The following is a 23,002-nucleotide window of genomic DNA, read 5'->3' as shown; positions in this document are numbered from 1 at the left end:
GGCAGGGGCGGCGCCGGGCGGCAGGCCGTTGAATTTGCCATATTCACTGGCGGCCCCCTTCCTCATTCACCCTGGCCCAAATACTCCGGGGGAGTCGCCGCAGGCGACGGGGGCAGCGCCCCCGCCTTCTTTCGGCGCTTACTCCTTGATCTCCCAGACGATGGTCACGCTGGTCGTCATCGTCACCTCGCCCGCCGCAATCGGCGGCGCCCCGGCCATATCGGCGGCCATCCGCATCATCGGCACCGGCGCCACGAGGCCGCCGCCCTCTTGAATCGAGGCGATGGGGCCAAGCGCCACGCCTGCCGCTTCGGCCAGCAAGGCCGCGCGCGCCTTGGCGTCGGTCACGGCACGGCGGCGCGCCTCGTCCAGCGCGGGGCCGGGTTCGGACAGGCCGAATTCCACCCCATTCAGCGTATTGGCACCATCCTGCACGGCCGCATCCAGCACGCCGCCCAAACCCTCCAGCGCCCGCACCCGCAGCGTCACCATGTTCGAGGCGACATAGCCCGCGATTCGCGGTGGCGTGCTGCCCGTGCTGTCCTGCTGCCAGTTCGGGTTCAGCGACAGCCCGCTGGTCTGGATATCGCGCGCCGCGATCCCGGCGCCGGTCAGCCGGTCCATCACCTTGGCCAGTTCGGCGCTGTTGGCCGACAGCGCGGCGGCGGCCGTCTCGCCCTCGGTCGTCACACCAAGGCTGACCGTCGCCATGTCGGGCGCACCGTCTACCCGGCCCTCGCCCGTCACCGTGATCTGCCCCGCCTGCGCGCCAAGCGCCGCAAGGCTTATCCCCGCCGTCATCACGGCCATTGTCCAGATCCGCATCACTCGTTCTCCTTGATCTTGTGCAAGATGTGGGCGCCGGGCCGCGCGGCGCAAGCCATGGCAGGGCCCGCTCACGGGTGTTTTCCTTCCCTTCGGCGGAAAGCTGCTATAGTGACGGGGCGACTGCGCGCGCGCGACTCCCCGCGCTGCCCCAAGCCGTGCTAGACCTGTGCAATGAAACCGAATTTCGCTCTTCACATCACCGATGACAGCGTCGCCTTGCTGCACCGCACGGCACGCGGCTGGCTGGAGATCGGCGCAAGCCCGCTGGATACGCCCGATCTGGGCGAAGCGATGAGCTATCTGCGCCGCTCGGCCCTTGGGCTGGCGCCGCATGGGGTGGCCACGAAGATCATCATCCCCAATTCGCAGATCCTGTATCTGACGCTGGACGCGCCGGGGCCGGACGATCTGAACCGCGATGCGCAGATCCGCCGCGCGCTGGAGGGGCGCACCCCCTATGACGTGAACGAACTTGTGTTCGACTGGTCGGGCGACGGGCCGCATGTCCAGGTGGCCGTCGTCGCGCGCGAAACCTTGCAGGAGGCCGAGGATTTCGCGGCGAGTTTCCGGCTGAACCCGATTTCCTTCGCCGCCCTGCCGGGCGATGCGCGGTTCGAGGGCGAGCCGTGGTTCGGCCCGTCGGAGCTGGCGCCCAGCCTGCTGCCCGAGGGCGAGCAGGTGGAGCGCGACAGCGAAGCAGTGCAGATCCTCAGCCGGGGCGAGCGTCTGGCCGCATCCGCGCCAGAGCCGCAAATCGACGTGCCGCCCGAGATTGCACCGGACCCCGCGTTTGCACCGGAGCCGGAGCCCGCGCCCGCCGTGGCCCCGACAGAGGTGCCGTCCGAGGACGAGCCTGCCGTGGCCCCGACGGAGCCTGAAGTGCCACAAGCCGAACCGGAGCCGCTTTGGCCCGAAGTCCCCACGCCAGAGTTGCCGGCGCGGGAGCTTCCCGAGCCGGAAACGCCCGAACAGCCGGTCGCGCCTCCCCCCGAATTGCCTGCCGAATCGCCCGAGGTCGCGCCTGAATTGGCCCCCGAACTGCCGTTCGAGGCGCCACCAGAGTTTGACGCCCCGCCGGACGAGGAGGAAGCGCCGTTCATCGAGATCGACTTTCCCGACCTGACGGCGGCGGATCTGGATATTCCCGATCTGAACCTGCCGGATGCCCCCGTTGCGGCAAATGGCCTGCAGGCAATGTTCGAGACGGACGCGGCCGAAACGCCGGTCAGCCCGCAGGTGATTCCGCCCGTGACCGCTCCTGCGGCGGGGATTGCGGCAGCGCCTTCGGTTGCGGCCAGCTTCGCCTCGCGCCGGCGCCGTGCGGCCAAACCCGGTGCGGCGCCGGTGGCAGAGCCGCCGGTCACCGCGCGCAAGGCACCGTCAGCACCGCTGACGCCACCGCCGCTTTCGGCTTCGGCCCCGGCGCCGCGCGCCTATGATCTGCCGGGCGACCCGGACAACGATCCCTATGACGACCCGACACTGAACGCGCTGCCCGAGGATGATCTGCCGCCTGCCCTGCCCCCGGCCCTGGCGGCGGCGCGGGCTGCCGCGCGTCAGGCGCCGCCCGCCTTGCCCTCGGCCCTTGCGCGCCGGGCGGCACAGGTTGCCGCCGCCCCCGCACGCCCGGCACCCAAGGTCGCGGCGCCGCCGCGACCGGCCAAGGGTGCACAGGTGACGGCGCCCACCATTCCGGGCATGGGCGGGCGGCGCGTGAAGCCCACTCCACCGCCGCAGCACCCCGTCACAGCCGCGGCCAAGCCGCCGGTCATGCCGCCGCTGCCGGTGGAAACGCTGGTCGCCCCGCCCCCCGCCGCCATGGCCGAGGCCGCCCCCTTTACGCCGAAGGCCCGGCCCGCGCGCGGCAAGCCGCGCTATCTGGGCCTGATCCTGACCGGCATCCTGCTGCTGATCCTTGTGTTGATCGGCGCATGGTCCTCGATCTATCTGGCCCGCAGCAGCGATCCCGCCCCCGAGGTGGAAGTTGCGGCCCTGCCTGCGGCAGATGCAGCCGCCTCCGATCCCGCTATTGCGCCGATCACGGACATCCCCAGCCCCGAGGACGAGGCCGCCGCTGACGGCATCGCCCCCGAGGATGTGATGACCGAACCCGCGACAGCGCCCGCAGCGCCGCTGCCCGAAGCGGCAGGCGAGGCCGGGGCGGCCCCCGTGCTGCTGCCCAACGATCAGGACGAGATCATCCTGTCCACCATGGACCAGCCGCCCGCCGCACTGGATGCACTGGCGCTGGAACAACCGCAGACCGCAGCCGACCCGGCCCCGGTGGCGCCGCTGCCGCCGCCGCCCTTTGGCACGATTTATGCCTTTGATGCCAATGGCTTGATCAAACCCACGGTGGAGGGAATCGTCACGCCCGAAGGCTATAATCTGGTGGCGGGTCCGCCGCCCATCCTGCCGCCACAGCGCCCGGCCAGCATTGCGGCTTTGGCGCCCACTGCGGTCGCGCCGGATGCTGCGGCCTTGGCGGAAGCGGCCGACACCACGCCCGAAGCGGCAGCCGCGGCTCCTCCTGTCGCCGATCCGGCGCTGTCCGGCTTCCGCCCGCGCGCGCGCCCTGCCGGTCTGGTGCCAGCCCCGGCGGATGATGCCGCGCTGGCCCCGCCAGTGGACAGCCGGTTGGCCAGCGTCCTGCCACGCGCCCGGCCACAAAGTATTGTCGCTGCCGCCGAAGCCCGCCGCCTGGATGAAGAGGCGCAGCGCGTCGCCGAAGCCGCCTCCCTTTCCGCCGCCGCCGCTGCCCAAGCCCTGGCAGAGACGGCGCCGCAAGAGGATGCTGCGCCCAAAGGACCGATCAGCCCACAGGCCGTAGCCATCTCGCGGCTGCCGCCGCAAAAGCCGCGCAACTTCTCCAAAGCGGTCGAGGCAGCGCTGGCCGAGGCCGCCGCCCCCCGCGCCACCGTGAAACTGGCTGAACCGGAGCCGGAACCCGCACCGGAAGAGCCGAAGCGCACCGCGCGCAAGGCCGTACCCGGTGAGGATGAGGAACCCGAGGTGGCCGCCGCGGCCGCGGCGCCCAAGGTGCCCTCCAAGGCTTCGGTTGCCAAGAACGCGACCTTCGTCAACGCCATAGACCTTGGAAAAACCAACCTGATCGGTGTTTATGGCACGCCCGCCAAACGCTATGCGTTGATCCGCACCTCGGCCGGAAAATACAAGAAGGTCCGCGTCGGCGACCGGATCGACGGCGGCACCATCGCCGCGATCACAGATGACGAGTTGCGCTACAAGAAGGGCGGCCGGATGGTCACCCTTGCCATGCCGCGCGGCTGACGGCAGCGCACACCGATTGTTGCAAATCGGGTCATATTGTTACGCCTCTGCCACCCTGCCCGGTTGCCAGCCTCCGCCTCAATGCGGATAAGGGGCGCATGGAGAGTTTTCTGCTTCAGGCCAGCGTCTATCTGGGCGCTGCAGTCCTGATCGTGCCACTGACCGTGCGGGCCGGATTGGGGTCTGTTCTGGGGTATCTGGCGGCGGGACTGCTGCTCGGCCCGGCCCTTAGCTTGGCCGGATCGGAAACTCATGACCTGCAGCATTTCGCCGAATTCGGCGTGGTGATGATGCTGTTCCTGATCGGGCTCGACCTGGAGCCGCGCACCCTGTGGGAGATGCGCCACCGGCTGCTGGGTTTGGGCGGCTTGCAGGTGGCTTTGTCAGCCAGCCTGATCGGCGCCATCGTCCTGGCGATGGACGGGCGCTGGCAGGTAGCGGTGACGCTGGGCCTGCTGTTCTCGCTCTCTTCCACCGCCATCGTGGTGCAGACATTGAGCGAGAAGAACCTGATGCGCACGGCGGGGGGGCGTTCGGTGTTTGCCGTGCTGCTGTCGCAGGATATTGCTGTGGTGCCCATGCTGGCGGCGATTCCGCTGCTGGCCACCCGGGCGATCCAGCCCCCGGCAACCGAGGGTGCGGCAGAGCCGCTGCTGTCGCTGGTACAATCGCTGCCCGGCTGGGCGGTGACCGGGCTGACCCTTTCCATCGTGGCGGGCATCGTGCTGGCCGGGCATTTCCTCACCCGCCCGGTGTTCCGCTTTGTCCATGCCTCGCGCCTGCCGGAAATGGGCACCTTCATCTCGTTGCTGATGGTGCTGGGCATTGCCTTTCTGATGATGCTGGTGGGCCTGTCGCCCGCGCTTGGCACCTTTATCGCCGGGGTGGTGCTGGCCAATTCGGAGTTCCGCCACCAGATCGAGGCGGATATCAAACCGTTCAAGGGCATCCTGATGGGGCTGTTCTTCATGACGGTCGGCGTCAGTATCGACATCTCGCTGTTTGCGACACAGGCGCCACGCATCCTTGCGCTGACACTGGGGCTGATCACCGCCAAGGCGCTGGTGCTGTACACGCTGGCGCGGATCTTCCGTCTGCGCGGGCGCGACCGGATGCTGTTCACCTTCGGTCTGGCACAGGGCAGCGAGTTCGGTTTCCTGATCGTCAGCTTCGCGCTGACGCAAGGCATCCTGCCCGAGCCAGTGGCGCAACGTGCCCTGCTGGTCATCAGCCTGTCGATGCTGCTGACGCCGCTGCTGTTCCTGCTGTATGAACGCCTGTCGCACCACCACAATGCCCGCAACAGCGACCGCACCCCCGATGAAATCGACGAGAAGGGCCCGGTGATCATCGCCGGGATCGGCCGCTTCGGGCAGGTGGTGAACCGGATGGCGCGATCTGCCGGGCTGCAGACCGTGGTGCTGGATGCCGATGCCGCAGCGGTGGAGCGGATGCGCCGCTTTGGCATCAAGGGCTTTTACGGCGACCCGGCCCGCCCTGATCTGCTGCTGGCGGCAGGGCTGGCCAGCGCGCAGATCCTTGTCGTGGCCGTAGACGATGCCGCCCGCGCCACGCAGATCGTGCAGTTTGCCCGCAAGTCCCGGCCCGATCTGCATATCGTCGCCCGCGCCTATGACCGGGTGCATGTCTACGAGCTTTACCGCGCCGGGGCGGATGACATCGTGCGCGAAACCTTCGACAGCTCGATCCGCGCGGGGCGCTATGTTCTGGAAAACATGGGCTTTACCGAATACGAGGCCGCCAAGCTGAGCCAGACCTATTTCAAGGTTGATCGCGCGGCGATGCGCGATCTGGCAGAGCTATGGGAGCCGGGAAAGCCCGTCCACGACAACCCCGCCTATGTCGCCCGCGCCCGCCAGCTGGACGAGGATCTGCGCACCGCCCTGCTGGACGATCAGGACGAGATCGGCGCCGACAAGGCCGCGCAGTGACGCGCTTGCCTGCCGTCGCGTTGGCCAATTCCGTCGGGGCGGGCTGAAAGCCCAGAGGGGGCGCCTGCGCCCACCGCCTTGCCCTGCTCAGCCGTCCGAAACGCCCGCTTCGGCAAAGGTCGCCATGCCGGAATGGCAGGCCACCGCGCCCTTCAGCACCCCGATGGCCAGCGCCGCCCCCGAGCCTTCGCCGAGCCGCAGACCGAGTTCCAGCAACGGCGCCTTGCCCAGCTTCGACAGCAGCGTGCGATGCGCCGCCTCGGCGCTGGCATGGCCCGCCACGCAGTGATCCAGCGCGCCTTCTGCCGCCAATGCCAGCACCGCCGCCGCCGCCGTGCAGATGAACCCGTCCAGAATCACCGGAATCCGCGCCTGATGCGCCCGGGCAATCGCCCCGGCCATGGCGGCAATCTCACGCCCGCCAAGGCAGCGCAGCACCTCCAGCGGGTCGCGGTCGGGATGCAATGCCAGCCCTTCGGCCACGACCTGCGTCTTCAGCGCCAACCCGGCGTCATCGACGCCGGTGCCCCGCCCCGTCCATTCGCCCGGCTGGCCGCCAAACAGCGCGCAGGCGATGGCGGCGGCGGGGGTGGTGTTGCCGATGCCCATCTCGCCCACCACAAGAAGATCGGCGTCGGGGTCCACCGCCTGCCAGCCCACAGCCAGTGCGGCAACCAGCTCTGCTTCGCTCATCGCCGGGGCGGTGGTGAAATCGGCGGTCGGGCGATCCAGTTCCAGCTCGTGCACCGCCATCGTGGCGCCGAAAGCCTTGGCCAGTTGGTTGATCGCCGCCCCGCCCGCGCGGAAATTGGCGACCATCTGTACCGTCACCTCGGCCGGAAAGGCCGACACACCGCGCGCGGTGACGCCATGGTTGCCTGCGAAAACAATGACCTGCGGGCGTTCCAGCACCGGGCGCCCAGTGCCGCGCCAGCCCGCATACCAGATCGCCAGATCCTCCAGCCGCCCCAGCGCGCCGGGCGGTTTGGTCAACTGCCCGTTGCGGTCACGCGCCGCCGCCTCGGCCTGCGCATCGCTGCGCGGCAGCGCTTGCAGAACGGCACGGAAGTCGGAAAGGGAGGAGAAAGGCGCAGGCATCGGCATGTCCTCGATTGAACCTTGGTTGCACCTTGGCTACCGATATTCGACGGCGGAAACCATCCCGGAAAGGGCATCCAGATGCGCACGACCGACCCCGGCGACATCGCGTCGCGCCTGATGTGTGATCTGCGCGCGGGGCTGAGCCTGCTCAGCCGGGTGCCGCTGCCGCCTCCGGCCAGCTTCCCCAGCCCGCCCGCCGTCTGGGCTTGGCCCGTGGCGGGGCTGATCCTGGGAGGGCTGGCGGTGGCAGTGGCTCAGCTGGCGCTGGTGCTTGGCCTGCCGGTCGGACTGGCCGCCGCACTGGCGCTGGGGATGGGCACCTTGACCACCGGCGCCATGCACGAGGATGGGCTGGCAGACACCTGCGACGGGCTTTGGGGCGGATGGGAGAAAGCGCGGCGGCTGGAAATCATGAAGGACAGCCATATCGGCAGCTATGGGGTGATGGGGTTGCTGCTGGTGACACTCGCGCGCTGGTCTGCGGTGTCGGCCCTGCTGGCGGCGGGGCATTGGCCGGCCCTGCTGGCGGCAGCGGCACTGAGCCGGGCGCCGATGGCGGTGCTGATGGCGGGCATGGCCAATGCGCGCGGCAGCGGGTTAAGCGCGTCGGTCGGGCGGCCGTCACAGGATGCGGCGGCGGCGGCGGTAGGGGTTGCCGCGGTGCTGGCCCTGCTGACGGGGGGTTTGGGGGCGCTGGCGGCGGTGCTGGCGGTGGCGGCGGCCACGCTGGTGCTGGCGCTGCTGGCACAGCGCAAGATCGGCGGGCAGACCGGCGACATTCTGGGGGCATCGCAGCAACTGGCGGATCTGGCGGCGCTGGCCGCCTTTGCCAGCCTGATCTGATGCAAAAGGGCCGCCCTAAGGCGGCCCTTTTATCCATTTGGCCTGCGATCAGGCGGCGCGCGAGGTCAGCACCGAATCGACGGTCTTTTGCGCCTGCGCCTCGTCTGCGCCCGATACGGCGGCGACTTCGCGGGTCAGACGCTCCAGCGCCGCTTCGTACAGCTGACGCTCGGAATAGCTTTGTTCGCGCTGATCGTCGGTGCGGTGCAGGTCGCGCACGACCTCTGCAATCGACAGCAGATCGCCCGAGTTGATCTTCTGTTCATATTCCTGCGCCCGGCGCGACCACATGGCCCGCTTCACCCGGGCCTTGCCCTTCAGCGTGTCCAGCGCCTTGTTCACCACATCGGGGGTGGAAAGCTGGCGCATCCCGATTTCCGTCGCCTTGTGCGTGGGCACGCGGAGCGTCATCTTGTCCTTCTCGAAGGAGATGACGAAAAGCTCCAGATGAATACCTGCGATCTCTTGCTCTTCGATCGAGATGATCTTGCCCACACCATGGGCCGGATAGACGACGAATTCGTTGGGGCGGAACTCGGGCTTCTTGGTTTTGGTCATTCCAGCAGCTTCCTCATGCGCCGAGCCCCCGTCATCAGACGACAAATGCCCCGACCGGACACCAAGGTATCCAGCGGAGAGGGCGATCTGTCACAAGAATATCCGTCCCAGGCGAGCAATCCTGAGGCGGCGGTCAGGCATCCAGCATTGTTTTATGACGACTTGATAACACAAAATCGGCCTGATTCCAACCGGCGCGTCATGCGGCAAAGATGTGCCGCCATGCAAAATTCGCATGTTCCTTGCACAGTTTCCGCAGCGTCACCCGAAATTCAGGCGAATCAGCACTGCCTTCAGCTGCCCTCGCCCGGATTGGGCGAGAAATACTTGGTCAGCTTGTCCTTTTCGCCGTCATGTTCGGCGGCATCGGGCAGCGGGTCGCGCTTCTGGGTGATGACCGGCCAAAGCTCCGCATATTTGCGGTTGAACTCCACCCATTTGTCCATGTCCGGCTCGGTATCGGGGCGGATCGCATCGGCGGGACATTCCGGTTCGCACACGCCACAGTCGATACATTCATCCGGGTGGATGACCAGCGTATTCTCGCCTTCGTAGAAGCAGTCCACCGGGCAGACTTCCACGCAATCGGTGTATTTGCAGGCGATGCAGTTGTCGGTCACCACATAGGTCATGGTTCGGCCCCGGTCTTGAGTTGCTGCCGTTCAGTTAGTCCAAGCTGCCTGATCATTCAAGCCGCCCCGATCACTCGCCCGCGTGTTCGGCGTCGATCCCGCCGGGCTGCGGGTCCAGATCCAGATAGAGCCGCTGCGCCTCGGCGGCGGGGCCGCGCCGCGTGCCGATCTCCAGCACGCGGATCAGACGGATGCGGCCACCTTGCGGGAAGGTGAGCGTGTCTCCCTCGCCCACCTGATGGCCGGGTTTCATGCAGCGATTGCCGTTCAGCCGCAGATGGCCCTCGGCGATTTCCGCACAGGCGACGGGGCGCGATTTGAAGAACCGCGCCTGCCAAAGCCATTTATCCAGCCGGATGGTGACGCGCGGCGCCGCCACCGGCTTGGATGCCGTCTCTGCCCGATACTTCGCCAATCAGACTTTGCCCTTCAGAGCCAACAGCGCCGCAAAGGGATTGTCAGGGTCGATCGGTTTTTCAACGCGCGGCGGACGCGCCTCGAAGGACTTGGCCTTGTTGTGGCCCTGATCCTTGCCGCCGCGTTCGGGTTTGCCGCCCTTGCGGTCGTCGCGCTTGCCACCTTCATGGCGCGGACGGTCCTCACGCGGCTTGCCGCCTTCGGGGCGCGGGGCGCGCTCGCCTTCGGGCTTGGCCCCCTCGGCGGCGCGGTCCGGGCGCGGGCCACGGTTCGGACGCTCACCGCGGTTTTCCCCCCGGTTTTCGCCACGCGGCTGGCCTTCAGGACGCGGAGCGCGGTTGCCCTGCCCCTGCCCTTCGCGGCGCGGACCGCGTTCCCCGCCACGCGGACGCGGGGCCCAGGTGAAGGTGTAATAGGTTTCCATCTCGGGCGCTGGCGCCTCGGCACCTTCGGCCACCGGCTCTTCCGGCACGGGCGCCAGAACCGACACCTCTTCCGGGATCGGTGCCGCACTGTCCGAAGGTTTCGGCAGTTCCACGACGCGCACCTTCGCCCGTTCGGCCTTTTCGCCCTTGTAGCCCAGCCCGCCCATCAGATCGGCGAATTGTTCCAGCGTCATGCCGGTGATCGACAGCATGTCAGGCGTGGCTTCAAAGCCGGTGCGGCTGTCCTTGGCGCGCAGCAGATCGGCCAGACGTTCCAGCATGTCGATGCGGATGGCACGGGTGCCCGCCGGGCGATAGCCCGCCAGCGTGTAATGATCCTTCGGCACATCCGGGATGTTCGGGATGGTGACAAGGCCGGGCGGCGGGCTTTCGGGGAATTCCTGCAGGCCCTTGGCCAGCGACCACAGCACCAGCCGCAGCCGGGTGGGTGCGGGTTTCAGCAACAGCGGCATGAAGATCGTATACTGGCCGAAGCGCACGCCATGCTTGCGCAGCGCCGAACGCGAATCCTGATCCAGCGCCTTCACGTCATCTGCGACGCTTTCGCGCGTGACGATGCCCAGCCCTTCGGCCAGCCGGAAGGCGAAGCCACGGGTCAGGCCCTGCAGGCTTTCATCGCGCCCCAGCGCCAGCAGCGGCTCGTAAAGCGCGGCCACCTTGCGGTCGATGAAATGCTGCAGACGGCGGCGCACCTTTTCGGTGACATCCGGCCCGGCCTCTTCATCAACAAACGCCTCGACCTGCGGCTTGAGCGCTTCGGACCCTGCCACAAGCTTGCCCACCGCCGAACCGCCCCACATCAGGCCGCCCTGTTCAGTGAAATCCATCTCGGTATCGGGTGCATTGTAGAACCGATCCGCGCGCAGGTGGAATTCGGGCCGCAGCGCCTGAAACGCCGCCTGCCGCATCACCTTTGCCTCTTCGCCGGTTGCCGAGGCATCCTGACGGAAGCGGAACCCTTCCAGACGGCCGACGAATTCGCCTTCGACCGTCACTTCACCCTTGTCATTCACCTCAGCCACAAGGCTCTCCTTCTGTTTCAACCGGCGCATCAGCACGGATGTGCGCCGATCGACAAATCTTTGCGTCAGCCGCGCATGAAGCGCATCCGACAGGCGGTCTTCTACAGCGCGCGTTTCGTCGCGCCAATGGCTTTCGTCTTCAACCCAGCCTTTGCGCTGCGCAACGTAAGTCCAGGTGCGGATATAGGCCAGACGTTTCGAGATCGCGTCAATATCTCCGTCGCACAGATCAATCCGTGCAACAGCTTTCGCCAACCAGTCAGAGGGAACCCGCCCATCCTGCAGGAATCCGAACATCCGCTGCAGCAATTGCACATGATCCGCGCCGCCGTTGGAGCGGAAATCGGGGATGCGGCATACATCCCACAGCAGTTTCACCGCTTGCGGGGTTTTCAGCCGGTCACGCAGGTCGGGCATTTCCGACAGCGCCTTCAACGCCTGAAGGTCATCCGACTCGCGCGTGCGCATCAGCCATTCGTTGCTGGTCGGCGCCTCCAGCGCGGCGATCAGCCGCGCAACCGAACCGAATTCCAGCACCTCGTTGCGCCACATCAGCTTGCGCACCGGGGCGAAGCGGTGTTCCTCGATCGCCTCGACCAGATCGTCGTCCAGCGGGCTGGCATCGCCGGTCACGCCAAAGGTACCCGGCTCCATATGCCGCCCGGCACGGCCTGCGATCTGGCCCATCTCATGCGGGAACAGCGGGCGCATCCGCCGCCCGTCAAACTTGTAAGTGCCCGAAAAGGCCACATGCTTGATGTCCAGATTCAGGCCCATGCCGATGGCGTCGGTCGCCACCAGATAATCCACATCGCCATTCTGATACAGCGCCACCTGTGCGTTGCGGGTGCGCGGTGACAGCCCGCCCATCACCACCGCGCAGCCGCCCTTCTGCCGCCGGATCAGTTCGGCAATCGCATAGACATCATCGACCGAAAACCCGACAATGGCAGATCGCGGCGGCATCCGGCTGATCTTCTTCGACCCGGTATAGGTCAGCGTCGAAAACCGGTCGCGCCGCACGAATTGCGTGCCCGGCACCAGCGCCGCGATGGCAGGGCGCATGGAATCGGACCCCAGAAACATGGTTTCCACCAGCCCGCGCGCGCGCAGCAGCCGGTCGGTGAACACATGGCCGCGCTCCGGGTCGCCGCACAACTGGATCTCGTCAATCGCCACGAAATCGGCGCCGATCTCCTGCGGCATCGCCTCGACCGTGCAGACCCAATACTGCGTCCGCTCCGGCACGATGCGCTCTTCGCCGGTCACCAGCGCCACCACCGACGGCCCGCGCGCCTTCACGATACGGTCATAAACCTCGCGCGCCAGCAGACGCAGCGGAAAGCCGATGACGCCGGTGCGATGGCCCAGCATCCGCTCGATGGCGTAATGGGTCTTTCCGGTGTTCGTCGGCCCGAGAACCGCCGTCACCCGTCCTTGCGCTGCCATGGGCCTGCCGTTTCAGAGTTCCTGCCCGGCCAGTTCGGCTTCAAGGCGTGTTGCAGCCTCGTTTACCGACTGCATGTGGGGATGTATAGCAAGCACCGCCCGATACACCTCCAGCGCCTGCTCTTTCTTCTCCAGCGTTTCGAGAATCACCCCGAACCCCGCCATTGCCCCGAAATGCCGGGGATTGAGCGCCAGCGTGTGCTGGATATCCGCCACCGACTGGCCATAGCGCCCCATGTTGAACCAGGCCGTGGCGCGCGCGTTCCAGCCTTCGGCGAAATCGGGGGCATGGTCGATCAGCGCGGAAAAATGCGCCACCGCCGCCTCCAGATCGCCCTGTTCCATCGCCTTGCGCCCGCGTTCCAGCAAAAGGTCCATCGCGGGCGAACCGGAATGTGACCAGATCCGCCAGATCTCCCGCTCGGCCCGTTCGGCCTGCGGGGCCTCCTCGGCCTGCAATTCGGCGAACAGCGCGTCAAGCTGTGCGGTTTCCTCGGGTGTCGCCGCCATGGCCGCAGCGTCACACAGGGCAAAGGCCAGAACTGCCGCCACGACAAGATTGTGGAAAGGAAACGCTGCTTTCATATCTTCACTGTATCGCAGAGGGGGCGAATTGCCATAACCCTCTGCTCACGTTTCAGGGAACAAAGGAACCAGCATGAGCGAAGTCATCACCGCCGCCGTCGCGGCATTGTCGGCCAAGGTTGCAGGCTTTGACGGCGTGGCGAAATTCGTGATCCCCGGTGAAGGCGCGATCATGATCGACGCCGCAGGTGTGCGCGCCGCCGATGAACCCGCAGATGTGACGCTGACCGCCGAGGCCGAGGTGTTCCGCGCCATTCTGGAGGGCGAGATGAACGCGACCGCCGCCTTCATGACCGGCAAGCTGGCGGTCGAGGGCAATATGGGTCTGGCCATGCAACTGGGCGCCGCCCTCGGCTGATGCAGCCCGCGCCGTTCCATGCCGATGCCGCACAGGGTCCCGATGGGGGCCATGCGGTCTGGGCGCAGGCCGAGGATGGTACCCGTCTGCGCCTGGCACATTGGCCCGCCTGCGGCCCGGCGCGCGGCACCGTCTTCCTGTTCAACGGTCGGTCCGAATATATCGAGAAATACGGGCCGACCGCCATCGCCCTGACCCGTGCCGGCTGGCAGGTGGCCACGCTGGACTGGCGCGGCCAGGGCCTTTCGGACCGCAATGGCCCCGATCCGGCGCTGGGCCATGTGACGGACTTCGCGGAATACCAGCAGGATGTGCGCAGCCTTCTGCAGTTTGCCAACACCCGGGGCCTGCCCGAACCCTTCCACCTGCTCAGCCATTCCATGGGCGGCTGCATCGCCCTGCGCAGCCTGCAGGACGGCCTGCCCTTCCGCAGCGCGGTCTTTTCCGCCCCGATGTGGGGGATCAAGCTGTTCCCGACGGTAGAGCCCCTTGCCGTCACCCTGTCGCGCCTCGCCCATCAGTCGGGCCAGGGCCACCGCCTCACGCCCACCACCACGCGCCTCAGCTATGTGCTGCACGCGCCGTTCCGCGGCAACCTGCTGACCCGCGACCCGGACATGTATCACTGGATGCGCCAGCACCTGACGGCACACCCCGATCTGGCGCTCGGCGGCCCGTCGCTGACCTGGCTGCACGCTGCCTTTACCGAGTTGAAGGCCCTCGCGCGTCTGCCCAGCCCGCCCGTCCCCGCCCTGATCGCCCTGGGCAGCACCGAACGCATCATCTGCCCCCGCGCCATCCGCCAGCGCCTGCGCGACTGGGGCACCGCCAGACTCGATCTCTATCTGCGCGCCCGACATGAGGTAATGATGGAAACCCCGGCCCATCGCGACCGCTTCCACCACAGCGCCATCACCCTGTTCGTCAACGCCACCCTGCCTTCTTCTTTGTAAAAATCCCCCCGCCGGAGGCACCCGAGCCAAGCGGCCTTGCCGCGCAGGCGAGACAAATCGAACGCGCGGCCCAAAGGGCCGCGTTCCGGTTGATTGGCGTTACAGAGAAATCTGGGTGAACCCGTCACGCAGCGCCCGCGACCAGGCCTCGCTCATCGCGCGGAACTGCTCATCACCCGCCTCGATGCGCCGCCGCATCGTCACCTGACAGGCATCCCGTGCGATCACGGCCATATCCAGCGGCATACCCACCGACAGGTTCGAACGCAGCGTCGAATCCATGCTCAGCAGCACTGCCTTCTGCGCATCAAGGATCGAGGTATCCGGCCGCACCACCCGGTCGAGGATCGGCTTGCCGTATTTGTGCTCGCCGATCTGCAGGAACGGCGTGTCCTCGGTCGCCTCGATGAAATTGCCTTCGGGATAGATCAGGAACAACCGCATCGCGCCGCCCTTGCGCTGCCCTGCCACGATCATCGTGGCCGAGGCGCTCTGCTTCTGCGCGCTCATCTTCTCGCCGATCTCGGTGCGCACTTCGGCCAGCATGTTGCCGACGATCTCGGCCACCTTGAGGATGGTCGGCGCCTTCATGATCGAGGTTTCGCCGTCGGCGTCGGGATCCTCCATCGCCTCGCGCAGGCGGGCGATGGTGGTCTGCGTCACCGACAGGCTGCCGGCCGTCATGATGCAGATCACCCGCTCGCCCGGTTCCTCGAACGTGAACATCTTGCGATAGGTCGAGATATTGTCGAGCCCGGCATTGGTCCGCGTATCGGACAGCAATACCATGCCTTCATTCAGCAACAGGCCCACGCAATAGGTCATTTCAAGTTCCGTTTCGGCTGTGTCGCGCAACACTATTGCTGCGCTGCGACAACCGCAACCGTCACGTCGAGGCTTTCCTGCCCCTGCCCCCGTGCCGTGCCGCGAATCGGCGCTGCGTTCAGGGCATCCAGCCCCGATCCCAGCCGGATATAACGTTCGTCCGGGCAGCAGCGATTCGCCGGATCGAAGCCGACCCAGCCCAGCCCCGGCATCCACAGCTCGGCCCAGGCATGGGCCGCTTCATGCTGTTTCCCGTCCCCATCGGCGAAAAGATAGCCCGAAACATAGCGCGCCGGGATGCCAATATGCCGCGCCAAGGCGATCAGCGCATGGGCGTGGTCCTGACAGACCCCCTCGCCCAGAGCGAGCGCCTCTGCCGCCGTGGTGTGTGCCGTGGTCGCCCCGGGCCGATAGGCAATCGCCTCGGCCACCGCGTCTGACAGCTTGTGCGCCGCGTCGAGCTGATTAGCCGCCCCCTCTGCGGCCTTGGACAGCTCGATCAACGCCGTATCGACGCGGGTGGGTGCGGTTTCCTGCATATAGACTTCGGGCTTGGCGACCTCGCGGTGCCCGCGCAATACCCCGGCCAGATCGACGGTTTCCACCGTGCCACGCACCCGCACCAGAATCTCGCTGACCGGTCCCTGAACCGACCAGCTTTGCACCCGATCCCCTGCCCCATCGCGGAACACACCGCCCGGAATCCCGTCGCTGACCTCAACCGACCATTCGAGCACCGTCTGCCCGTCAAAGGCCGAAGGCGTCAGCCGGTGGCTTTGCACCACACCGCGTACCGGCACATCATAGGTGTACCGCGTCACATGATCGACGATCAGCCGCATCAGCGCACATCCCCGCTCAGATAACATTCATGCATCAGATGGCCCAACACAGCCGATTCGCCAATGAAGCGCGACAGAAACTCGTGCAGTCCCTCGTCTATGATCGCATCCACTGTCGTCGTCTCCAGCTCTGCCAGAATCGCGGCCGCCTTCGATTGCGCCAGCGTCGCGCGGCCATAGGCCTTGGCCAGACGCGCCAGGTGGGCATTGGTGCCTGCGACACAGGTGATCAGCGAGCGCGGGCTTTGCGGATTGAGGATCAGGAAATGCGCGATCTTCGCCGCCGTCACCTCGCCGCCATAGGCCCAGTGGAAGGCGCGCTGCGCCCCCATGGCGCGCAGCAAGGTCGCCCATTGATAATTGTCCAGCCCAGACCCCACGAAATCCACCCGTGGCAACAGGACATAATATTTCACATCCATCAGCCGCGCAGTGTTGTCGCCGCGTTCAAGATAATAGCCGATGTTCAGGAAGTTGTAGCCGTCATTGCGCAGCAGCGTTGCGTCTATGGCGCCGCGCACCATGGCCGCGTGGCGCATCACCCAATCCGTCAGCAGCGACAGTTCCAGCTCGCTGCGCGGGGTGCGTTCCAGCTGGCGCAATTCCTGAAACGCGGTGTTCAGCGCATCCCAGACCTGGCTTGTCAGCGCCGTGCGCACGATGCGGGCGTTTTCGCGCGCCGCCGTGATGCAACTGGCCACCGACGAGGGGTTGTCGCGGTCAAAGAACAGATAGCTTTCGATGTTGCGCTGCACCGGATCGCCATATTTCTTGGCGAACCCGTCGGCCGTACCCGAGGACTGCAAAAGGCTATCCCATTCGCTGCGATAGCCCTGCACCCCCGGCAAAAGCGAGATGCGCGAGCCCACTTCCAACAGGCGGGCCGCGATGTCGGCACGCTCCATGTAGCGGGCGATCCAATAGAGGTTGTCTGCGGTTCTGCTCAGCATGGTCTTACTCCGCCAGCACCCAGGTATCCTTGACGCCCCCGCCCTGCGACGAGTTCACGACAAGACTGCCCTCTTTCAGCGCGACGCGCGTCAGCCCGCCGGGCACGAGGTCGATGCTTTCCCCCACAAGGCAATAGGGCCGCAGGTCCACATGGCGGGGGGCTATGCCTTCCTGCACGAAGGTCGGCGTGGTCGAAAGCGCCAGCGTCGGCTGGGCGATATAGTTGTCGGGGTCTTCCATGACCTTGTGGCGGAAGGCCTCCACCTCGGCCTTGCTGGACTTCGGTCCGACCAGCATCCCGTATCCGCCCGAGCCATGCACCTCTTTCACGACCAGCTCTTCCATCTTGTCGAGCACATATTTCAGATCATCCGCCTTGGCGCATTGCCAGGTGGGCACGTTCTGCAACAGCGGCTCTTCCCCCAGATAGAAGCGCACCATTTCGGGCACATAGGTATAGACGGCCTTGTCGTCAGCTACCCCCGCCCCCGGCGCCGAACAGATTGACACGCCACCGGAACGATAGACATCCATCAGCCCCGGCACGCCCAGCATGGAAGACGGGTTGAAGCACAGCGGATCAAGGAAGGCGTCGTCGATCCGGCGATAGATCACATCCACGCGCTTCGGCCCTTCGGTCGTGCGCATCCAGCAATATTCGCCTTCCACAAACAGATCCTGCCCCTCGACCAGTTCGACCCCCATCAGGTCGGCGAGGAAGCTGTGTTCGTAATAGGCACTGTTGAAATGGCCGGGTGTGAGCAGCACCACCGTCGGCTCGCCCCGGCATTTGGCGGGGGCGACAGAGGCCAGCGTGCGGCGCAGCCGGTCGGAATAGCTGTCCACCGGCTGAATGCGGTTTTCGCGGAACAGGTCCGGGAACATCCGCATCATGATTTCGCGGTTTTCCAGCATGTAAGACACGCCCGATGGCGTGCGGCAGTTGTCCTCCAGCACGAAGAAATCTTCCGCCCCGGTGCGCACGAGGTCGATGCCGACGATATGGCTATAAACGCCTTTCGGCGGCACAAAGCCCACCACGGCTTTCTCGTAAGCCTCGTTCTGATAGACCAGCCGCGCCGGGATTCGCCCGGCCCGCACGATCTCGCCCCGGCCATAGACATCGACGAGAAAGGCGTTCAGCGCGCGGGCGCGCTGCTTGATGCCGCGTTCCAGCTTGCCCCATTCCGTCGCGGTGAACACGCGCGGGAACATGTCGAAGGGGATCAGGCGATCCGGGTCACCGCCTTCACCATAGACGGCGAAGGTGATGCCGATGCGCCGGAACAGCGCCTCGGCCTCGGCCTGCTTCATCTGCCTGAATTCGGCAGGCATGGTGCGCATCCAGTCTTCAAGGCGCGCATAAGGCGCCCGGACTGCACCATCCTGATACATTTCGTTGAAATAGCTCGTCACCTGAAGCCACCCCCCACGGTCTTGCTTGAGGCCAGTTAATCAGTGCGTTCCGGCAGAGGGAAGCGGAGACGCCGATGTTTGCGGCGCAAGGGGCAGAAGAATGATTACAATCTCGCCTGTTGCCCGAAATTTAGGCACTTCAGGCGTCAACATCGGTCTCTCCTGCCCTGACCGGTCGATCCGACAGCCCTGCAAGGCCAGAAATGCCGCGTCTTTCGGCCTTGCCTCCCCCAGCGCAACCGCATCACGGCGGCGGCAGATCACATCCGCTTGCGCCCCATGCCCACCCGCACGGGCTTGCGCCGCCGCCCTTCGACTGCCTATCTGTGGCCAAAGCATTGCCGGAGGTTCCTGATGCCCGTTTCCGTTCCCCGCCCCGTCTTCGACGCCGCCGCCATGTCAGGCGCAGGCGCAGCCCCGCTTGGCGCCCTGCCGGATTGGGATCTGACCGATCTCTACCCCGCCCCCGATGCCCCCGAACTGACCCGCGACATGGCCTGGCTGGAAAAAGCCTGCGCCGATTTCGCGCTGACCTACGAGGGCAAGCTGGCCAGCCTTGACGCCGCCGGGCTGCTGGCCTGTGTGCTGGCCTATGAGCAGATCGACGTGATCGCCGGGCGGATCATGTCTTACGCGGGCCTGCGCTATTACCAGAACACCATGGACAGCGAGCGCGCCAAGTTCATGGCCGATGTGCAGGACCGTATAACCACCTTCACCACCCCGCTGGTGTTCTTCAGCCTGGAGTTCAACCGGCTGGAGGATGCGCATCTTGATGGCCTGCTGGCCGCCAATGCCGATCTCGCCCGCTACAAGCCGGTGTTCGAGCGGATGCGCGCCATGCGCCCGCATCAATTGTCGGACGAACTGGAAAAGTTCCTGCATGATGAATCGGTGGTCGGTGCCAGCGCCTGGAACAAGCTGTTCGACGAAACCATGGCCGGGCTGATGTTCACGGTGGAAGGCGAGGCGGAAGAGCTGAACCTTGAATCCACGCTGAACCTGCTGACCGATACCGACCGCACGAAACGCGAAGCCGCCGCCCGCGCGCTGGCCGCCGTGTTCGACAAGCATATCAAGCTGTTTGCCCGTGTGCACAACACGCTGGCCAAGGAAAAGGAAATCCACGACCGCTGGCGCAAGATGCCCACGCCGCAGCATGGGCGCCACCTATCCAACCATGTGGAACCCGAGGTGGTGCAGGCGCTGCGCGATGCCGTGGTCGCCGCCTATCCGAAGCTGAGCCATCGCTATTACCGGCTGAAGGCGAAATGGATGGGGCTGGACAGACTGCAGGTCTGGGACCGCAACGCGCCCCTGCCGATCGAAGCGCCCAAAATCGTGGATTGGGAAACCGCCCGCGCCACCGTGTCGGGCGCCTATGCCGCGTTTTCGCCAAAACTGGCGGAACTGGCCGAACCCTTCTTCACCAAGGGCTGGATTGACGCGGGCGTGAAGCCCGGCAAGGCGCCGGGCGCCTTTGCCCATCCCACCGTCACCACCGTGCATCCCTATGTGATGCTCAACTACCTTGGCAAACCGCGCGACGTGATGACGCTGGCGCATGAGCTGGGCCACGGCGTCCACCAGCGGCTGGCGGCGGCGCAGGGCGAGCTTTTGTCCTCCACCCCGCTGACGCTGGCCGAAACGGCGAGCGTGTTCGGCGAAATGCTGACCTTTCGCAAGCTGCTGGACGGCGCGCAGACCCCCGCCGAACGCAAGACCCTGCTGGCCGGCAAGGTGGAGGACATGATCAACACCGTCGTCCGCCAGATCGCCTTCTATGATTTCGAATGCAAACTGCACGCCGCACGGGCCGAAGGCGAGCTGACCCCCGATGACATCAACGCCCTGTGGATGAGCATTCAGGCCGAAAGCCTGGGCGATGCCTTCGAGTTCATGGACGGGTATGAGACCTTCTGGGCCTATATCCCGCATTTCGTGCATTCGCCCTTCTACGTCTATGCCTATGCCTTTGGTGACGGTCTGGTGAATGCGCTTTATGCCGTCTATGCCTCGGGCCTGCCGGGCTTTGAAGAAAAGTATTTCGACCTGCTGAAAGCAGGCGGATCAAAGCACCACAAGGAACTGCTGGCCCCCTTCGGGCTTGACGCCTCGGACCCGACCTTCTGGGACAAGGGGCTGAGCATGATCGCAGGCTTCATCGACGAGTTGGAAGCGATGGAGGCCTGAACCTTTGCCAGACGCGCCCCGCATCGGGTGCGTCTGGCGTGTAGCTCAGCCAGCCAGAAAGCTTTGCGGCGGGCTGCCAAAATGCTGGCGGAACGCCGCAACAAAGGCGCTGGGGCTGCTATAGCCCAGCGCATAGGCGATGGCGGTGCTGCTTTCGCCATGGCTCAGCCGTTCGATTGCCGCAAGCAACTTCAACTGGCTGCGCCACTGTCGGAAGGCGAGGCCGGTTTCCTGCCGGAACAGCCGCTCCATCGTGCGTGGGCTGGCCCCAGCCAGAGCGGCAAGTGCGGTCAGCGGGCGGGGATCGGCGGGGTTCTGGCCCAGATGGCGGGTCAAGCGCACCAGTCTGGGGTCACGCCCGCCCGGCAGGCAAAGCGGCGCGGTTTCCAGCGCGGCGATCTCGTCCAGCGCCACCTCGCACAGACGCTGGTAACGGTCAGTGTTGTCCTTGGTGGCGTCACTGACCAGCCGCAGGATCACCTCGCGCAGCAGCGGTGTCAGGTGCAGCACGCCGCACCCCTGCGCCGCGTCACGGATCGGGCGCGAGGGATCGACGTAAAGGTTGCGGGTCTGCGCCGCACTTTCGGTCACCACCTGATGCCGCGTGCCCCCCGGAATCCACACCGCATGGCTGGGCGGTACGATCCAGACCGAGCTTTCGCTGATCACCCGCAACACCCCCTGCACCGCCCACAGCAATTGCCCCCGCGGGTGGTGATGCGGCGTCACCGCCGCCCCCGCCTGCAACAGCCGCGCATGGGTCAACACCGGGCGCGCCGGGTCGCGGACAAAGGCCACCGCGCTGGGATCAAAGTTTGGCGTGTTATCGACATCTGTTGTCATCATGGCGGTCTAACGCATTTTCCCCCACCGCGCTACAGTCTTGCCACAGGATCAAACAGGAGCGACGAGGGCCATGACGGGCATCCAGCACACGAAACAGATCATCATCGGCGGGCTGATCGCGCTGGCCCTTGGGCTGGCGCTGGTGCCGCCTGCGGGGTTTGACCCGGCACAGGCGCGCATCTTTGGCATCGTCTTCGTGACACTGCTGTTGTGGAGCACGGGCGCCGTGCCGCCCTATCTGGCCACCCTGCTGCTGTTCGCCCTGACGCTGATCTTCAGTCTGGCCACACCAGAGCTGGTGTTTGCCGGGTTCGGCTCGGCGGCGGTCTGGCTGATCGTTTCGGGCTTCGTGATCGGCGCGGCGATCAGCCGGTCCGGTCTGGGCGACCGGCTGGCTAGCGTCATGGCGCCGCTGCTGACCGGCAGCTATCCGCGGCTGATCGGCGGGCTGATGGGTGTCGCCATGGCGCTGGGGTTCCTGATGCCATCCTCGGTGGGGCGCGCGGTCGTGCTGCTGCCCATCGGCATGGCATTGGCAGATCGCTGCGGCTTTGGCAAAGGCGCCAACGGGCGGATCGGCATTGCCGTGGTGCTGACCTTGGGCTGCAACATGCCCAGCTTTGCCATCCTGCCCTCCAACATCCCCAACATGATCCTGTCCGGCACGGCAGAGACGCTCCACCATGCCAGCTTCGGCTATACCGAATACCTGCTGCTGCACTATCCGGTTCTGGGCCTGCTGAAATCGCTGCTGACCGTGCTGCTGGTGCTGCGCCTGTTCCCGGATACGGTGCGCCGCGATGCCGCCGCGCCGCAGCCCGCCACAGCCGCCCCCGCCAGTGCCGCCATGCAACGGCGCGTGGGGCTGGTGCTGCTGGTCACCCTTGCGCTTTGGATGACCGACAGTCTGCACGGCATCAACCCCGCCTGGATCGGGCTGGCCACCGCCGTGGTGCTGCTGTTGCCGCGCATCGGCGTGGTCGAGCCGCCCGCCTTCAAGGCCTCTGTCGATTTCGGGATGCTGCTGTTCGTGGCGGGCGCGCTGGCGCTTGGGGCGCTGGTCAATGCCTCGGGCCTTGGCACGATGATCGGCCAGACGCTGGAGCGGATGCTGCCCTTGCAGCCGGGCCGGGAGGCGCTGAACTTCATGGCGCTGTCGGTGATGTCCACGGTGACCGGGCTGATCGCCACCGTCCCCGGCGTTCCGGCGGTGCTGACACCGATGGCGCCCGATCTGGCAGCCCAATCAGGCTTCGGGTTGCGTGCCGTGCTGATGACACAGGTGATCGGCTTTTCCACCGTCCTGTTTCCCTATCAGGTGGGGCCGCTGGTCGTGGCGATGCAATTGTCAGGCGAACGGCTGGGCCACCTGCTGCGCATCACCCTGCCGCTGGCCGCACTGACGCTGCTGGTCCTGGTGCCGGTGGATTTCCTGTGGTGGAAACTGCTGGGCTGGCTGTGAAAACTGCCTGCACCGGAGGCAGTTAACAACCT

The 23,002-nt window shown here is 66.0% G+C and carries 19 protein-coding genes; 7 read left to right on the top strand and 12 right to left on the bottom strand.

Features of this window, described 5'->3' with window-relative positions; all coding sequences use genetic code 11:
* Nucleotides 1-138: 138 nt before the first annotated feature.
* Nucleotides 139-825 carry an SIMPL domain-containing protein gene (locus BMX43_RS08865; RefSeq protein ID WP_091300454.1) on the bottom strand — a complete coding sequence of 229 codons (687 nt, stop codon included), beginning with the start codon at nucleotides 823-825 and terminating at the stop codon, nucleotides 139-141.
* 174 nt (nucleotides 826-999) lie between these two features.
* On the opposite strand from BMX43_RS08865, the gene BMX43_RS20385 reads away from it, so the two are divergent.
* Nucleotides 1,000-4,119, top strand: a complete 3,120-nt coding sequence (locus BMX43_RS20385) for a hypothetical protein (RefSeq protein ID WP_091300451.1) — start codon at nucleotides 1,000-1,002, stop codon at nucleotides 4,117-4,119.
* Nucleotides 4,120-4,217: 98 nt separating this feature from the next.
* Nucleotides 4,218-6,071: a cation:proton antiporter domain-containing protein gene (locus BMX43_RS08855; RefSeq protein WP_091300447.1), complete on the top strand. Its 1,854-nt coding sequence runs from the start codon at nucleotides 4,218-4,220 to the stop codon at nucleotides 6,069-6,071.
* 87 nt (nucleotides 6,072-6,158) lie between these two features.
* Here the strand turns inward: BMX43_RS08855 and cobT are convergent, their stop codons facing one another.
* Nucleotides 6,159-7,169 carry a nicotinate-nucleotide--dimethylbenzimidazole phosphoribosyltransferase gene (cobT, locus tag BMX43_RS08850; protein WP_091300867.1) on the bottom strand — a complete coding sequence of 337 codons (1,011 nt, stop codon included), beginning with the start codon at nucleotides 7,167-7,169 and terminating at the stop codon, nucleotides 6,159-6,161.
* 81 nt (nucleotides 7,170-7,250) lie between these two features.
* On the opposite strand from cobT, the gene cobS reads away from it, so the two are divergent.
* Nucleotides 7,251-8,015, top strand: a complete 765-nt coding sequence (cobS, locus tag BMX43_RS08845) for an adenosylcobinamide-GDP ribazoletransferase (protein WP_091300444.1) — start codon at nucleotides 7,251-7,253, stop codon at nucleotides 8,013-8,015.
* 48 nt (nucleotides 8,016-8,063) lie between these two features.
* On the opposite strand, the gene BMX43_RS08840 is transcribed toward cobS, so the two are convergent.
* From BMX43_RS08840 to BMX43_RS08820, 5 genes are all read right to left on the bottom strand, one after another.
* Nucleotides 8,064-8,573: a CarD family transcriptional regulator gene (locus tag BMX43_RS08840; RefSeq protein WP_091300440.1), complete on the bottom strand. Its 510-nt coding sequence runs from the start codon at nucleotides 8,571-8,573 to the stop codon at nucleotides 8,064-8,066.
* Between the two features lie 293 nt (nucleotides 8,574-8,866).
* Nucleotides 8,867-9,205, bottom strand: a complete 339-nt coding sequence (gene fdxA, locus BMX43_RS08835; RefSeq protein WP_091300437.1) for a ferredoxin FdxA — start codon at nucleotides 9,203-9,205, stop codon at nucleotides 8,867-8,869.
* Between the two features lie 70 nt (nucleotides 9,206-9,275).
* Entirely contained in the window at nucleotides 9,276-9,620 is a 345-nt protein-coding gene (locus BMX43_RS08830) for an RNA-binding S4 domain-containing protein (protein WP_245749427.1), read from the bottom strand.
* On the bottom strand, nucleotides 9,621-12,539 hold the full coding sequence (locus BMX43_RS08825; RefSeq protein WP_091300434.1) for a helicase-related protein: 2,919 nt from the start codon (nucleotides 12,537-12,539) through the stop codon (nucleotides 9,621-9,623).
* Between the two features lie 12 nt (nucleotides 12,540-12,551).
* Complete coding sequence (locus tag BMX43_RS08820) at nucleotides 12,552-13,124, bottom strand: tetratricopeptide repeat protein (protein ID WP_091300430.1); 573 nt, start codon at nucleotides 13,122-13,124, stop codon at nucleotides 12,552-12,554.
* A 73-nt stretch (nucleotides 13,125-13,197) separates the two neighbouring features.
* On the opposite strand from BMX43_RS08820, the gene BMX43_RS08815 reads away from it, so the two are divergent.
* Nucleotides 13,198-13,482, top strand: a complete 285-nt coding sequence (locus BMX43_RS08815; protein WP_091300427.1) for an SCP2 sterol-binding domain-containing protein — start codon at nucleotides 13,198-13,200, stop codon at nucleotides 13,480-13,482.
* On the top strand, nucleotides 13,482-14,435 hold the full coding sequence (locus BMX43_RS08810) for an alpha/beta fold hydrolase (protein ID WP_091300424.1): 954 nt from the start codon (nucleotides 13,482-13,484) through the stop codon (nucleotides 14,433-14,435). Before BMX43_RS08815 ends, BMX43_RS08810 begins: the two co-directional genes overlap by 1 nt.
* A gap of 99 nt (nucleotides 14,436-14,534) precedes the next feature.
* Here the strand turns inward: BMX43_RS08810 and BMX43_RS08805 are convergent, their stop codons facing one another.
* The 4 genes from BMX43_RS08805 to BMX43_RS08790 are packed head-to-tail and all read right to left on the bottom strand — an operon-like array spanning nucleotide 14,535 to nucleotide 18,448.
* Nucleotides 14,535-15,260 carry a proteasome-type protease gene (locus BMX43_RS08805; RefSeq protein WP_091300863.1) on the bottom strand — a complete coding sequence of 242 codons (726 nt, stop codon included), beginning with the start codon at nucleotides 15,258-15,260 and terminating at the stop codon, nucleotides 14,535-14,537.
* A gap of 32 nt (nucleotides 15,261-15,292) precedes the next feature.
* Nucleotides 15,293-16,102 carry a transglutaminase family protein gene (locus BMX43_RS08800; protein WP_091300421.1) on the bottom strand — a complete coding sequence of 270 codons (810 nt, stop codon included), beginning with the start codon at nucleotides 16,100-16,102 and terminating at the stop codon, nucleotides 15,293-15,295.
* Nucleotides 16,102-17,052, bottom strand: coding sequence for an alpha-E domain-containing protein (locus BMX43_RS08795; protein WP_091300418.1), 951 nt, complete (start codon nucleotides 17,050-17,052; stop codon nucleotides 16,102-16,104). Before BMX43_RS08795 ends, BMX43_RS08800 begins: the two co-directional genes overlap by 1 nt.
* A 4-nt stretch (nucleotides 17,053-17,056) precedes the next feature.
* Nucleotides 17,057-18,448 carry a circularly permuted type 2 ATP-grasp protein gene (locus BMX43_RS08790; RefSeq protein WP_175482072.1) on the bottom strand — a complete coding sequence of 464 codons (1,392 nt, stop codon included), beginning with the start codon at nucleotides 18,446-18,448 and terminating at the stop codon, nucleotides 17,057-17,059.
* Between the two features lie 375 nt (nucleotides 18,449-18,823).
* Between BMX43_RS08790 and BMX43_RS08785 the strand changes: the two genes are divergently transcribed.
* Nucleotides 18,824-20,662, top strand: a complete 1,839-nt coding sequence (locus tag BMX43_RS08785) for a M3 family oligoendopeptidase (protein WP_091300412.1) — start codon at nucleotides 18,824-18,826, stop codon at nucleotides 20,660-20,662.
* Between the two features lie 45 nt (nucleotides 20,663-20,707).
* On the opposite strand, the gene BMX43_RS08780 is transcribed toward BMX43_RS08785, so the two are convergent.
* A complete protein-coding gene (locus BMX43_RS08780) occupies nucleotides 20,708-21,508 on the bottom strand; it encodes an AraC family transcriptional regulator (protein WP_217643945.1) in 801 nt (266 codons plus the stop codon).
* Nucleotides 21,509-21,578: 70 nt separating this feature from the next.
* Between BMX43_RS08780 and BMX43_RS08775 the strand changes: the two genes are divergently transcribed.
* Nucleotides 21,579-22,970: an SLC13 family permease gene (locus BMX43_RS08775; protein WP_091300407.1), complete on the top strand. Its 1,392-nt coding sequence runs from the start codon at nucleotides 21,579-21,581 to the stop codon at nucleotides 22,968-22,970.
* Nucleotides 22,971-23,002: the final 32 nt, after the last annotated feature.

The organism is Gemmobacter aquatilis (assembly GCF_900110025.1).
GTDB classification, from domain to species: Bacteria; Pseudomonadota; Alphaproteobacteria; order Rhodobacterales; family Rhodobacteraceae; genus Gemmobacter; species Gemmobacter aquatilis.
Note: the sequence above shows the minus strand (reverse complement) of the source record. Positions and strands in the feature narration are given on the sequence as shown.